General features: G+C 57.2%; 4 protein-coding genes. 1 reads left to right on the top strand and 3 read right to left on the bottom strand.

Annotated elements, in window-relative coordinates; translation table 11 throughout:
* The 3 genes from BBB56_RS07555 to BBB56_RS07545 form a co-directional block, all read right to left on the bottom strand.
* Positions 1–10677, bottom strand: a 10677-nt coding sequence (locus BBB56_RS07555; protein WP_123800333.1) for a hemagglutinin repeat-containing protein, incomplete at its 3' end; no start/stop codon positions are given.
* 12 nt (positions 10678–10689) lie between these two features.
* Entirely contained in the window at positions 10690–12336 is a 1647-nt protein-coding gene (locus tag BBB56_RS07550; RefSeq protein ID WP_199756211.1) for a ShlB/FhaC/HecB family hemolysin secretion/activation protein, read from the bottom strand.
* 340 nt (positions 12337–12676) lie between these two features.
* Complete coding sequence (locus BBB56_RS07545; RefSeq protein WP_123800329.1) at positions 12677–13558, bottom strand: LysR family transcriptional regulator; 882 nt, start codon at positions 13556–13558, stop codon at positions 12677–12679.
* A gap of 103 nt (positions 13559–13661) precedes the next feature.
* On the opposite strand from BBB56_RS07545, the gene BBB56_RS07540 reads away from it, so the two are divergent.
* Positions 13662–14750 carry an oxidoreductase gene (locus BBB56_RS07540; protein ID WP_123800327.1) on the top strand — a complete coding sequence of 363 codons (1089 nt, stop codon included), beginning with the start codon at positions 13662–13664 and terminating at the stop codon, positions 14748–14750.
* Positions 14751–14965: the final 215 nt, after the last annotated feature.

Here is a 14965-nt window from a genome sequence, read left to right as displayed (position 1 = left end):
GGCGCCCGTTGCGCCCGCCGCCGCGCTGCCGCCAGCAATCTGTGCCAGTACCGCGCCCGCTACCGCGTGCGCCATCGTGTTAGCCGCCAGGTTGGTGCTTTCCGTGCCGTCAGGGTTGTGCGTTGTCGTGGCTTTCTTGATCGCGTTAGCGATGTAAGGCGCCATCGCTCCGCCCGCTGCGGCACCCAGATTGCCAGCGCTCAGCCCGCCCAGCGCGCCGGCCACGGCGGTCGCCACCATGGTATAGGTGCCGCCCGTGCCCCACTGCTCCGCTACCGCTTTGTAGCCCGGATCGCTCTGCGCTAACGCGCTGAGCTGATCCTTCGTATAGCGGGCATATTCAGGATGTTCAAGGAGCAGGCGGTCCGACGTCTCTTTTTCTGCCGCTTTCAGCTTAAGTTCTTTAATGTCGCCCACCACGCGCCCGGCCAGCTCCTCCGCGCCTTGCGCAAACGCCATCTGGTTTGCGACCTTCTCCTTGTCGAAAATCTTGTCGATATGGCCGTTAGCATTTTCAGTGTCGCGACTGAGTCCTGCGACATCCTGTGCCTGATGCTGAGCGTCACGCACCGTTATCGCGCCTTTGGCTATCGCAGAACGCGTGGTGCCGGAAGCGCTGTCGCTCATATTGACCAGCGTCGGCAGTCCGCCGCCCGCAAACCGCTGGCCCGGCGCTAAGCTGTTGTCATATCCGCCGCTGAAGCCAAAAGAGGCGCTGCTGGCGTGATATTCGGCGTGGTTGTCGATACTGTCCCAGCCCAGCGTGCCGGTAGAAAGGCGGTTATTCGCCGCGTCTGCGGTAGAGGCAATCACTGCGCCATTGAGCTGCGTATGGTTGCCGACAAAGACGTCATAGCCGCCATCGCCCGCAAACAGCCCGCTCTGGTCACCAACGCTGGCGTACTCGCTGTTCACCTTACTGCTGCTGAGGCTCAGCCCAATCGAGCCGCCCGTGCCCCAGGTCAGGCTGAAGCCGCCACTGGCGCTCTGCTGCTTACTCTGATAGTTATCGGTGTCCTGAAGGCTGGTCAGCGTAAGATTGTTACCCACGTTGACGCTGATGCTGTCGCCCAGCGCCTGCGCTCCGGAGAGCAGCATGTCGTTGCCGCTGCTCAGCGTCAGGTCATCTTTTGCATTAACGCGGCCGTTAACCCAGGTGGTGCTGTCGCCGTTCTCCCTGCCGCTGGCCATATATCCGTTGGCCTGTATGCCGAAGCCGGTTTTCTGACCAATAGCGACGTGTACCCCGGCGCTCCAGCCGGAAGAGCTATTACTGCTTTTCTGCTGAGTCTGGTTGCTGGCGGCGACCAGAATCAGATCGTGCGCGGCGGCCAGCGTAACGTCATTGCCGGTGATACCGCTGCCCGCCAGCTTGAGATCGCCGCTGGCGCCATTCGCGCCGGTGGCGACTACCGCTACGCTACCGCCCCCGCTGAGCGAACTGCCGCTGACGGTATTGCTGCTGTATTCTGAGGTGGATTTGCTCTTACTGGACCCGACGTTAAGCTCGATCTTAATGCCGGCATCCTTATCCTGCCATTTGCCATTTGCCAGCGCCGCAGCGGACTTCCCGGCCGCGCCTGACATCACCCAGCCGCTCTCTACCATTTTAACCGCATCAAGCGCCTTGAGGCGATCGTCTCCCGCCTGGCTGGCCTCTTTCGCCTGTGAACCCAGGCTGAGCAACGCATCGGTAATCGGGCTGGTAAGCTGAAGCGTCAGACCGCTCTGCTTCTGCTCATAGCTCTGACGGCGGGTCAGCATATCATTGCCTGGATCGATAGTAACTGAACCTCCTGCCAGGCTGATATCCTGCTTCGCAATTACATCCGACCCTGCCACGCGCGCGTCGTGATTAGCCACCAGCGTCACGCTGCCGCCGGTGCTGCCTATCGTGCTGGCGCTCTGGCTTTCGGTAGTGCCGTCCTGCTTCAGCTGCTGTTTCGACGAGGCGCTGCCAAAGGTGACGCCGATACCGCCGCTGCTAATCATGCCGCTCTTTTTGGTTTCGCTCAGACGATAGCTGGTCTGAGTGTCGGTAGCCGCCGCAATAGTGAGATCGTTGCCGGCCTTCAGGCCAACATTGCCGTCGCCAATTACAGAAGAGCCTTTCACCGTCAGGTCATTGCCCGCGATGACTGAAACGCGATCGCCGCTCAGCTGTGAGCCTTTTTCAGCTGTGGCGCTCTCCTCACTGATAGTGTGGGTGGTCTTCTTGCTGAAAAGGCCTTTTTTGGTTTTCGTCTCTTCTCTGTAGGCGTAATCACTCTCTGTTGCGGTCGTGATGTTAACATCGTGTCCGGCCTGTAGTGTCAGATCGTTATTTGCGGTCAGGGTGCTTGCCTGACTGGTCAGATCGTTTCCAGCCAGCAGCGTCGCGCTGCCGCCACTGACAATCTCGCTGCCCTGCTGACGTACGGTTTCATTGATAATGGTTTTTTTGCTGCCGCGCTCACTGTTGCCCGTTCGGCTCTCTTCCGCCTTCAGGCTGAGATTACGTCCGGCCTGCAACCCGACGTCGCCGTCTGCGACTATTGCTGCCGCCTTGCTGGTAAGATCCTGACCAGCCGTGAGCACCAGATTCCCACCAGAGGACAGGGTAGATCGCGCGGAGCCAGAACTGTGCGTTTCCTTATTCCCCTTGCCCAGCTTGCTGCTCTCACTGGTTTGCGCGGCGTTAAGGTCCAGATTATTTGCGGCGCTAAGGGTGGCATTGCCTTTAGCAGAAACATCACTTGCAGTGATCGCAACATCATGTCCAGCCTCAATAAGGAGGTTGCCGGCCGCACTGACTTTACTTCCCTGATACGAAACCTTGTCGTTTTGAACGGGTTGGTAACCCGTACTGCCGGATGTGGTGGCAATCTGATTGGCATTCACGGCAATGTCGCCCCAGGCGCTCATTAACAAATCATTGCCAGCGGAGAGAGTCGACCCATTCAGGGTAATGTTTTTTCCTGAGATGAGTGTCAGTTGCTGTTCCGCAGATATATCAGCAATGCTGCCCTGCTGTATATTTTTTAGTGAGCTAATGTCTTTTCCGCTGGATTTTATAGCAAGAGGGTTAGCCAGCGTAATGTTATTAATGTCTCCATCAAGCGTTTCCAGCGTGACGGCTTTTCCCTGAAGAATACTGCTTACATTATTTATGTCACCAATAGCACTGAGATTAAGATCGCTCCCGGCCTTGGCCAGGCCATCGTTTAAATTGTTAATGCTATTCTTACTGTCAAGAGCAAGCGAATTTTCTGCCAGCAATGAACTGCCGCTATTGGTGATATTACCACCTGTTATATTAATATTTTTAGCGGCGATCACACTGCCTTTATTCATAACAACATCGTCGGGTGAAAGGTAAAGTTTAGGCACCATTACCGTTTCACCATTAATAGCGCCTGACTCCCACCATATTATACTGTGATCAAGAGAAGCAATCTGTTCGGCATTAAGTGAAACGCCAAACTGTAAATTGAGCGACTGCCGGGCTTTTGCAGCGTTATCCATCAAATACTGCATCTGCTCCAGATCTGACCCTATTCCTCTCAGGTAAAGACTGCCAGTCTGGTTAAGTACCGTGTTACTGACATAGCGAGTATCAAATGCTGCATCGCCAAGAAAGCGGTAATCACGTTCCGGTTTCAGATTAAGACGATCCAAAAGATAGGATGATCCTAAAAATTTATTAACATCAGTATATTGCTCACGCTTTTCTTGCGGCGCACTACCTGGCTGCTTACCTAATAAGGTATTGAGATCCTTAAAGAGGCTTCCATCTAACTGCCCCAGTCCATCAAGTTTGGAGTTAAGGGTGATCAGGTATGGACTTGAAGTATTAGCAGAGACGACAAAATAACCATTTTCATTAACAGGTACAGGATATGAACTAACATCAACGCTATTGGTCTGATATTGCTCAAGCGACTTAACCTTTAAAGTAGAGCGTGCATCATTGAGAGCTTTGCTATTACCCAGACTGGCACTGTCTTTCTTATCGGCAGTTACTGAAGAAACAGCGATACTATTCTGGTCTGCTGTTTCCAGCGAACCACCGCCGTTTATTTTTTGCAGCGCATCCTGAACTTCATTCTTCCAGACAGGTGAGTTTACCGTCACGTTACTGAGTGAACTCATTGTCTGTTTCTGGACGCCAGCGGTCATTGATTGCTGGCTAAGGGTAGCTAATACAGGCGCTGCAAGTGTATTAGTTTGTCCACTTACATGAGGATCGGCCGAGGTGTTACTGATATTCTGGCTAAAGTTTATATCGACATTATTTCCTGCCTGAACAACAGCGCGAAAGACATTCCCGCTTCCTGTCGTTTCATATACAGGGCTGCTTTCCAGCTCGTAGGGAATAGACGTTGAGCTAATCGAATTATAAGAGTATTTGATTTTACTGGGTCTGGGCACAACGTTTAAACCGAGACCATAATGATAAACCTGATAGACCGTCGAGATGCCATCCGTCCAGCTTTTGTTATTAAGCTCATTACCTGTTAAGGCAATGTTATTTCCGGCAATGATATTTGATGCAAAATTATCAAGCTGCGCAGCAGTTATATTCATATCCCTGCCTGCCGCAATACGTCCCGCGCCACCGGTCGCATTAACGGTCACGTCAATGGTCTGGTAAGCAATTTTTTGTATATCAGCTTCAGGATAGGGCGCATAGCTTCCTGTGTTGACATCCCAGTCATCGCCATGACCGTGAAAATGCTGTGCTTTACTGACGAAAAGCCCATATTGATCTGGTGAAAACCATGAAATTGGGATTTTTACATTGCTTCCTGTCGACCAGGCCGGTACAGAAAGCTGAGTTATCTTCTCACTGCTACTTAGCCCCTCACGCGTATTCACCAGATGTCCGGTGTTAACAGTAATATCGCCCTTCTGCGACTCAATGGTCCCTGACGTGTTAATCACTTCGCCATTGGCATTTCCTGCCGCATCGCGCTGCATCCACAGGCTGTTGCCCGCCAGCAGTTCTCCCTGCTGGTTGCGGATGCTGTTCGCGTACAGAGCAAGGTTTTGCCCGGCATAGAGCAGCGCGGTGTTAACAATGCTGCCTGGCGAACTGACGGTGAGATTACCGAGCGTGCCGGTAAAGCCGTTCAGCGTTACGTCGCTGCGGCTGTTAAGCGCAACGTTGCCGCCGCCCTGCAACGACCCCGCGCCATTCATGCTGATGGCGTTGCCGCTCAGGCTGCTGTCGCCGGAGCCGGTAGTTATTTGCCCGTTATTAGTCAGATCGCCGCCCGCACTTAGCGTCAGCGCCTTGCCCTGTAGGGTGCCCTGATTATCAATCGCGCCGTTGCTGTTGATGCTGAGACGATTACCCGCCGCCAGCGTGTTGCGTGCGGTAAACCCGTTAATCAGGTTCAGGGTGGCGTCGCCAAGCGCCACCACCTGGCCCAGTTGATCGAAACCGGTGCTCTCCAGTTGCAGGTTGCCGCCGCTGAACAGCCTGCCTGTCGCCTGCTGGATCACCTGCACAGCCTTCACGTTGAGCTGATTCGCGCCGAGCAGCGTTCCGCTATTGGTAAGCTGCGCATAATTTACCGTCAGGTTGCCGCCCTGCGCAGTTCCCTGGTTTTGCAACTGCGTACCGGTCAGCGTCCCCTGTCCATCTGCCAGCAGAGTGCCGCTGTTGCTGGCATTCGCCGCATTTAGCGTCAACTGTGCCGCCTGTAGCCAGCCGCTGTTGGTCAGTTGCGGCGCGTTCAGCGTCAGCTCGCCGGATGACAGCACTCTGCCGCTATTGATAGCCGCATTGCTGGCGGTGAGGCGGCTGTTCGCGCTCTGAACCAGGCCGTAGTTGTACAGCTCCGGCGTGGTCAGCGTCACGCCGTTCTGGCTGAGCAGCGTGCCGCTGGCTTCATTGGTCACGCGGCCGCTGGCGCTGAGCAGCAGGTTGCTGCCCCCCTGCAAACGCCCGCTGTTATTGACGCCGCCGGTGGTCACAGCCAGATCGTCGCCCTGCACGCGCCCGGCATTGTCGACGGCGGCTGCCTGAAGCTCCAGCCGCCCGCCGCTCAGTAACGAGCCGTTCTGCTGTTGCGTCAGCGTATCGCCAAGAAGGACTGTCAGGCCGTTTACCCCTGAGATTTCACCGCTGTTATCTAATGTTGATCCGTTCAGCGTCAGGTTTTTTGCTAACCACTGCCCCTGACTGGTCAGGCTGAGGGCGCTGAGCGCGGCGGTGCCGTTCGCGGTGATTTTACTGCCAGCAGAAGAAGAGAGCCTGTCGCTCAGATTGAGCTGCATCCCATCGGCGCTCTGAATCGCGCCGCCGTTGGCGAGACTGACAGCGTTCAGCAGAATCTGCTGCCCCTGCCAGGTCCCGTTATTGATGACGTTATCCCCGGTAATGCTCAGCGTCCCCTGCGTCAGTAACTTGCCGCCTGGGTTATTGATCAGTACGCGCGTGGGTTGAGTCTGCACTGCCAGCAGACGCAAACCGTGAAGGGTTGCAGCCGGTCCGAACGTCAGCGATTGCAGACCAATCAGGCTGCCCTGATTGGTGACGCTGGCAGGCGTAATCCTCAGCGTCTCGCCCTGAGCGGTACCGCTGTTGTTAAGTTCGCCTCCCTGAAGCGTCATCCCTTTTTCTGCCAGCAGCGAACCGCTGTTATTCATATTCTGCGCGGTGAGCACGGCCTCGCCCTGCGACATAATCTCGCCGTCGTTGCGCAGCTCGCCGCCGACGGATGCCTTCAGGTCACTGCTGCTCAGCAATGTTCCCTGATGTTGCCAGCTGTCGGCATCAATCTGCGCCCCGTTACCCTGTAATGTGCCATCCGTGTTGAGGCGGGACGCGCCGATCATCAGCGCGCCGCCGCTCAGCGCTTTGCCGGATGCCGTCTGCGTTATCGCGTCCGTCGCCTGCGCGTCCAGCAACGTGTTCCCCTGCCACAGCCCGCTGTTATTCAGCACATCGCCGCGCAGCGCCAGAGTGTCCGCCATTAACTTACCGCGGTTGTCGATACGGCCCGCCGTCAGGCTGGCGTTGCCCTTTGTCACCATATTACCGCTGTTATCCAGCAGCCCGGTCGTAACGCCGGTCAGTGCCGCGATGCCGTTTACCGTGCCGCTGTTGCTCAGAGAAGCGAACTGATAATTAAGGTTGTTGCCCTGTAGTACCCCGGCATTGTTGCCGCTGATCGCCTGTAACCGGAGATCGTCGCTGCTCAGCAAAGCGCCTGCATTCAGGTTGTTAAACTGATTGAAATCAGCCGAAAGCGCCGCATTGCCCTGCATCGTTCCCTGATTCGTTAACGACCCGCCCGACGTCGCCAGCTGCTGCGCGGCCAGCGTGCCGCTATTGTTCAGCGTAGCGGCATGCAGGCTGGCCTGCTGCTGCGCCAGCATTAGTCCTTCACCGCCGTTGCTCAGGGTGCCGGTCAGCGTGGTATGAAGGTTGTCCGCCGTGACCGTCCCGCTGTTATCAAAGTCGCGCCCGTTCACGATGAAATCGCCCGTCACCTGTAGTCGGCCGGCATTGTTCAGCGTCACCGGCGAAAGCGCCAGCGACGAACCGCTAATCAGCTGACCCCCGCTGGCGTTGACGATAGCCGCGCTGTTAAGGGTCAGTGCGCTGTTCCCCTGTAACAGACCAGCATTGGTAAGGGTCGCAGTCGAAATGTCAGCCTGATCCGCCGCCAGCGTGCCGCCGTTGCGGGTCTCCCCGCTGTTCAGATCAAGGTGTTTTTCACTCAGCAGAGCGCCGCCGTTATCCAGCAGGCCGCTGACGTCTGCGCTGAGCTGCGAAGTGGCGCGCGCGCTGCCTGGGTTCTGCCAGCTTGTTAACCGCAGATCGAGGCGATCGGCCTGCATGTCGCCCTGATTGGTCAGATTATCGCCCTGTACCGCAAGCGTACCGCCGCTTATCAGCTCTCCCTTCGCCTGGTTGCTGAGCCTGCTCCCGTGGAGCGCCAGCGCGTCAGTGCCCTGCATCAGCCCGCTGTTAATGAGATCGCTTTGCAATGTCAGCGCCTGCGCCAGCAGCCAGCCGCTGTTATCCGTTTTATCGGCCGTTACCAGCATACTTTGCTGACTGAGGATCTTGCCGCTGTTGGTCAGGCTGCCCGCCTTTAGCTGCGCATCGCCGACGCTCAGGGCATTGCCGCTGTTCTGCCAGTCGCCAGCGGTCAGGTTAAGCTGCTGACCCTGCATCAGGCCGCTGTTTGCCAGTCTGTCAGCCTCCAGTTTCAGCTGACCGCCGCTCAGTAAGGTTCCGCTGTTAGTCAGCTGCTCGCCTGCCGCAAGCAGCGCCTGTTTGCCCTGAAGAGTGCCGCTGTTATTCACTGCGCCGCTGGCGATGCTCAGCTGACTGGCAGCCATCTGTCCGGCGTTAGCCAGCTGAGCGGTATTAAACGTCAGGGCGTTATCCGCCAGCAGCAGTGCGCCCTGCTGGTTGGTCAGGCTGGTGTTATTTGCCGTAATGTCCGCCGCGTTGATTTCGCCCGCGTTGGTCAGGCTGGCTCCATCGAGAATCAGGCCTGCGCCGCTGGTGATTAGCCCAAGGTTACTCAGCTCTGGCAGATTCAGCCCAAAGCTGTTCTCTGAACTCACCGTGCCATTAGCCAGATTCGTCAGGCGACTACCCGTTACGCTGAGCGCCCGGGTGCCCTGAATCAGCCCATTGTTGTCTGTTTCCTGGCTACTCAACTGCAACGCCTGTTGAGCGAGAATATTGCCGCTGTTGTTCAGACTCTCTGCGGTTATTGAGGCGTCGCCGAGGCTAAGTACCTTGCCGCTGTTTAACGCGTCAGTGGCGCTGACAGCTAACTGCTGGCCCTGGAGCGTGCCTGCGTTGTTAAGCGTGTCGGCAATGAGCGTCAGCTGGCCGTCGCTCAGGATCGTGCCACTGTTTGTCAGCTGCTGGCCCTGCGTCTCCAGCGTCTGTTTCGCCTGAAGCGTGCCGCTGTTGCTCACTGCGCCAGCGCCAGTCGTTAGCTGTTCGGCGGCGATCTTGCCGCCATTGTTGAGTTCGTGGTTTTTTAGCTGCAGCCGATGCTCAGCCAGCAGCGAGCCGCCTGAGCGGTTATTGATGCGCTCGTTGAGCGCCGTCAGGTTCGCGGCATTGATTTCACCCGCATTGGTCAGGTCCTTGCCGCTCAGAGTCAGCGTCGCGCCGCTGCTGATAACGCCGTCGTTATCGAGATTCTGGAAATTGAGACTGAAGCCGTTATTTGAGCTGAGCGCGCCGCTCGCCAGGTTGCTGAAACGGTCTCCGCTAAAACTGAGCGCATCCGAACCCTGTATCTGCCCGCTGTTATCGGTTTGCGCGCTGTTGAGCGTCAGCGCAGGCGCGGAGAGTAAACCCTGATTGATCAAACGATCGCTGCGCAATGAAAGGTTGCCGGTGGCGGCAATGGACGCTGCGCTGCCGTTGTTTAGCGTCCCAGCGTTGACAGTGGTTGTGGCCGATGCAAGGGAGCCGCTGTTATCAACCCGCTGTGCGGCCACACTGAGCGTTTTGCCGGAGGTAAAGTGTCCGGCGTTGCTGAGTTGCGTATTCGCCTGCAACTGAATCGCCTCGCCCGCATTCCCCTTGCTGGCCTGATCTACCGACAGCGTGTTGCCGCTCAGACGAATATCCCGCCCCGCCGTTAACTGTGCGCCTTTTGCCGCCAGACTGCCGTTTGCGGTTACGGCGATCCCGGCATCGCTCACCAGCGTCCCCGCACCGATGGCGACATCCTGCTGCGCACTGACGGCGATTTGCCCGGCGGCTTTGTTATCGCCGCTTAAGGTGACGGATGTGCCTTTTGCCGTCAGCGTCCCGCTGCTCAGGCTGTTGTTCAGCGTCAGCTGGCCACGGCTATCAAGCTGGATGTCGCCCTGCTTCGCCACCAGATTGCCAAGGTTTACCCCCACGCCCTTTTCGCCTGATATCAGGCGAATGCGGTTAGCATACATGCCGCCCAGCGCGCCGGTATCCACCGCCACTGACGGCGCGACGCCCTCGCCCGCGATCGGCGTGACCGAGCCGTCAGCGCCGATGCGATTTGCGCCCACCGTCACTGAAAGATCTTTCGCATGGATCCCGGCATTGATTTCCGTGGCGCGCGCGACGATCGACACCGCGTCAGCATGGCTGCCGTCCAGACCCTGCCCTTCGATAATTACCGAGCCTTTGCTCACCTCCAGCGCGGCAAGATTGCCGTTCCCATCCAGCTGCGGCTTGCCGGTAGTAAGCGTAACGTTCGGCGTATTGATAAAGCCGCAGCCGTTGCAGGTAATACCGTAGGGGTTCGCCACCATTACGCTGGCGGCTTTGCCCGCTACCTCGGTATAGCCCTGGAGCTGCGTTCGGTTCGCGCCGGTGACCTCATTAATGATCGCCTGCGCTTCATGTCCGGCTTTCAGGTGGGGGTTGTTCTGGATCAGACCGCCCAGCTGCGTCTGATTAAGCTGACCGGTGGCATTATTGAGGATCAGCCCCTCCTGCCCGACATTGTACTGCTGGTACTGGTTGTGCGAGACGCCTGCGGCATTAGGCGTGGCGATATTAACCACCGGCACGCCGTTGGCGGCGGCATCCATCTGGGTGCCGGGCGTGACCGGCGTTATCTGCGCCGCCACGGCGGGCAGCATTGGCTGCATCGCCACCAGGCAGCAGATAAGATAGCTCAGCGCGCGGCGGGAAAGGGAAACAGGCTGACGATCGTCCATAATCTTTACCTTTTAGAAAACCAGCCCGACGCGGGCGTAAATGCTGACGTGATCCGGTTGCAGATAGCCGGGATAGTTGAGGGGAATGCCGAGGGTGTACTGGCTGTAGAGATAACGGCCTCGCGTGCCGAGGCCGACTGCGCCTCCCCACAGCGTGCCGGTGGACTCGCGGTTCTGCGCGTCGCTTTTCAGCCAGCCGCCGTCGACGGCGGCCAGCGCGCTCACCTCGCCCATCACCGGCAGCGTAAACAGACTGTAATTTAGTTCGTTACGCAGGTATCCCCCGATATCGCCGGAGAGATACTGCTCTTTGAAGCCGCGCACCGAGCTTTCGCCGCCGAGCGTCAGTCGCTCGCTGCCGTAGAGCCGATCGGGCGACCACTGGCTATAAACGCTGCTGAGCCACCAGAGGTCGTTGATCAGCGGCCGTTGAAAGCTGCCGCTGAAGCTCCATTTGCGGAACTGCGCCTTAGGTAGATCGCCGGTTTTGCCTGCGTCGTTTTCGGCATCGAACCAGGGCATTCCGCGGCTAAAGGTTGGGTTAAGCGTCGCCACGCCGCCGAACAGTTTTTGCGTATGGTTCAGACCAAACTGCACGCTGGTGATTTTACGGCTGCTGCTGTTGAGCAGCGTACTATTGAGATAATTGTGGCTGGAATAGTGGTTTAGCCCGAGCTGCACGCCGGACTTGATGTCGCCGTTACGAAACAGCACCCAGGAGCCGTTAAGGCGATGCGCGACGTTGTCGCCGTTGCTCAGCCAGGTAAAATCGTTGTTGACGAAGCTGCTGTGATAGCTGCTCCAGCTGTAACTGTAGTCGAGCAGGCCGTAGCCATAGGGCACGCTGACGCCCGCCTGCAGGTTCTGCGCATCGCGCCAGTCGCTAAAGGCGCTGCTGCGTCCGCCGCTGATAAACCAGCGATCCGCCAGCCCCAGCAGATCATTGCCGGTGAGCGAAGCATTAAGCTGACCGACGCCGGTGCTTTTCTGGCCGCTGTTATCAAATCCCACGGAAGCGCTCAGCGGAAATTCAGGTTGCGCGGTCAGATTCACCACGGAATAACCTGGCGTGGGCGATGGCTGAATTTCAATCTGCACCGGGATGCTGCGCACCCGGTTAATCTGTTCCATACCCTGCTCAATATCACGCAGGTTGAGGATCTTCCCTTTCAGGCCAGGAAAGGCCATCATCAGGGCGCGCGGATGCTTGCCTTCGAGACGAATATCATCCAGCTTCCCCTCAAGCACGGGAATAACCAGCTCGCCAGTCGATAAATCCTGTTCAGTTAAAAAGGCTCTGCTGGTAATATAACCACGCTGCATATACCAGTCGGAAAGAGTATGTACCAGCGCGTTTATCTGCGTTAAGTTAAGGCAGCGATCAATATAGGGCGCGGTAATATTTTCCCCCTGACGCTGAGAAAGCAGCGAAGCATTGCGAATAGCAATGGCATGAATCGGAAAGCAGGGACCCGTTTGCGATAACGTCTCAGCGGGCGCGCGATCAGGCGACGCGGCGCGCCATAACGCATCGCGCTGCTGCTGATCCTGATCGAGTCGCTGCTGCTGTTGATTCTGAATGTAATCGCGGTCGGCGGGATTTAACGGCGCCGCAATTCCCGGCGTTATGAATAAGCTGACGCACAGCGTCAGTAACATCCTTGTTTTAACCATCACTGAAAGCTTTATATAAATTGTTTGTAAGTTTTTTGTAATCTCTGCGATGCAGAATAACACTGAAACAATCGGAAAGTTCCTTATCCGGGCAATAAAAAATAATCTCTTTTTATACCCCACTTATAAAGACAGCCAGATTCACTTAACGCAAATTAACGGAATAAATAGCCTGCCTGACCAGACCAGATATTATCCAGACTGGTTCGAACAGTAAGAGTGGCAAGAGTGATTCAAATTTGCGCGGCGCTGTTTCATAAATAACGCAGGCCTTTTGCTGACCGCCTGATTATATGCCCGTACTTAAAAGAGACTAAGGTCAGCGTTAAATCACATCCTGCAAAGCGCGTTTTAACGCATTCAGAAGCACGGTTGTCCGCCAGGGAATATACTGCCGCGTTGGCAGCAGCGCCCATACCGCCAGCGGATGCCGGCCGACATCTGACAGCGTTATCTCTACCAGCTCGCCCCGCCGTAGCTCATCCCGGACATCCAGCAGCGTAAGCTGCGCGATGCCAACCCCCGCCACGCACATTGCCCGAACGCCTTCGACGCTGCTACAGCTAAAATGGGCCGTTACCGGACAGTTAACCACCTGCCCGTTCTGCTCAAACATCCACTGCGCTACGGCGGAAATCTTCAGTAAGCGATGCAGGGGTAAGTCGCTCAGGCACGCAGGCTGACCGTGGCGCGCCAGATAGCCGGGCGCGGCGCAGAGTAGTCTGGGGTTATCAGCAAGCTTATGGGCAATCAGGGTCGAATCTTTCAGCGGCGCCAGCCGCAACGCCATGTCATAGCCTTGCCCGATAATATCAACCAGGCTATCGGTCAGGTTGAGATCGACCTTTAGCGCCGGATTCGCCTCCATTAGCGCAGGCAGCAGCGGCAGCAGATGACGCTTGCCAAACTCTGACGCTGCGGTGACGCGCAATAGCCCGCTTGCGCCCTGCGTCTCTGAGCTGAACAGGCTTCTGGCTGTCTCTTCGGTCTCCAGCATCATTCGCGCATAGGGCAGAAACTCCTCGCCTTCGCTGGTCAGCGACACGGCGCGCGTGGTGCGCTGAAACAGCCGAACGCCCAGCTCGCTCTCCAGCTGGGCCAGCCGACGGGAAACCGTCATCGCCGTGGCATTCAGCCTCCTGGCTGTCTCGGTCAGGTTGCCGGTATCAGCGATGCCGCAAAAAATCTCGACGTTCCTCAGGTCCATTGTAACGAATCTCGTTATACAGCTTGTTGAATCAGGCGATTATTTGCCTGTGACAGCTGCATTACAATAGCGACATGAAATAATAACCAAGGAAACTTCGATAATGACTTCCCGACTTTTTACGCCCGCAGCTCTTAATGGCACCCCCGTTAAAAACCGCGCCATGGTGGCACCCATGACGCGTATTTCCGCTTCTGAAACCGGTGTGCCGGGCGAGATGATGCAGCGCTACTACGCCAGCTTTGCGCGCGGCGGTTTCGGCGCGGTGATCTCCGAAGGTATTTACGTCGATCAGGCCTGGTCACAGACCTACGCATTCCAGCCTGGCATCGTGACGGATGAACAGGTTGCTGGCTGGCGAGGCGTGGTTGAGGCGGTGAAAGAGCAGGATGCGGTATTTATCGCCCAGCTGATCCACGGCGGCGCGCTGTCGCAGGCGAATATCTATCGGCGCTCCACCGCTGCGCCCTCCGCCGTTAAACCGGTCGGCCAGCAGCTCAGCTTTTACCACGGTCAGGGCGACTATGCGCAGCCGGAAGCGATGAGCGATCGGCAGATTCAGCAGGCGATTGACGCCTTTGCCGCCAGCGCTGAGCGCGCGGTTAACAGAGCGGGCTTTGATGGCGTTGAGATCCATTCTGCCAATGGTTATCTGCTCGATCAGTTTCTTACCGACTACACCAACCAGCGTAACGACCGCTGGGGCGGCGACATTGAGGCGCGCCTGCGCCTGACGCTGGCGGTGATTGCGGCGGTAAGAGCCAAAGTCGGTCCTGAAACGATTGTGGGCGTGCGCATTTCGCAGGGCAAGGTCAACGACTTCCATCATAAATGGAAAGAGGGAAAAGCGGGCGCGGTAAAAGTGTTCGCGCAGCTCCAGGCGGCAGGCGTCGACTATATTCACGTCACCGAGTATCAGGCCTGGCAACCCGCCTTCAGCGACGGCGAGCAAACCTTCGCTGAAATCGCGCGCGAGGCCGCGCCGGACACCGCGATCGTTGTTAACGGCGGTCTCGATACCGGCGAGCTGGCTGAAGCTCAGCTTGAAAAGAGTGCTGACTTTGTCGCCATCGGTAAGGCGGCGCTGGCTAACCACGACTGGCCGGCGCGGGTGGCGCAGGGCGCTGCGCTGCGCGATCTGCCGGAGAACGTGCTGTCGCCCGTCGCGAACATTAAACCGAGCGAAGTTTAACTGTGCCAGAGCAGGCCGGCCGGTGGCGATAGCCACTGGCCCGGCGCATAGCTGACATCGCCACCCGATCGCCATTGCTCTCCCGGAATGTTACGCCTTTCTGTTCTGGTAAAGATTAAACGAGACCACTCTGATAAATCCCGTCCGATCTTTTTCAGTATTTAGCCGCGCATCGCGCCGATGACTAACCGACCCGACAGAAACCCATCAGGCTT

Origin of the sequence: Candidatus Pantoea deserta, from assembly GCF_003813865.1 — a bacterium.
Classification (GTDB): domain Bacteria; phylum Pseudomonadota; class Gammaproteobacteria; order Enterobacterales; family Enterobacteriaceae; genus Pantoea; species Pantoea deserta.
Note: the sequence above shows the minus strand (reverse complement) of the source record. Positions and strands in the feature narration are given on the sequence as shown.

Bases quoted from the DNA above. Each gene is read 5' to 3' on its own strand.
- BBB56_RS07550 (WP_199756211.1), bottom strand. From the start codon at position 12,336: ATGTTACTGACGCTGTGCGTCAGCTTATTCATAACGCCGGGAATTGCG.
- BBB56_RS07545 (WP_123800329.1), bottom strand. From the start codon at position 13,558: ATGGACCTGAGGAACGTCGAGATTTTTTGCGGCATCGCTGATACCGGC.
- BBB56_RS07540 (WP_123800327.1), top strand. From the start codon at position 13,662: ATGACTTCCCGACTTTTTACGCCCGCAGCTCTTAATGGCACCCCCGTT.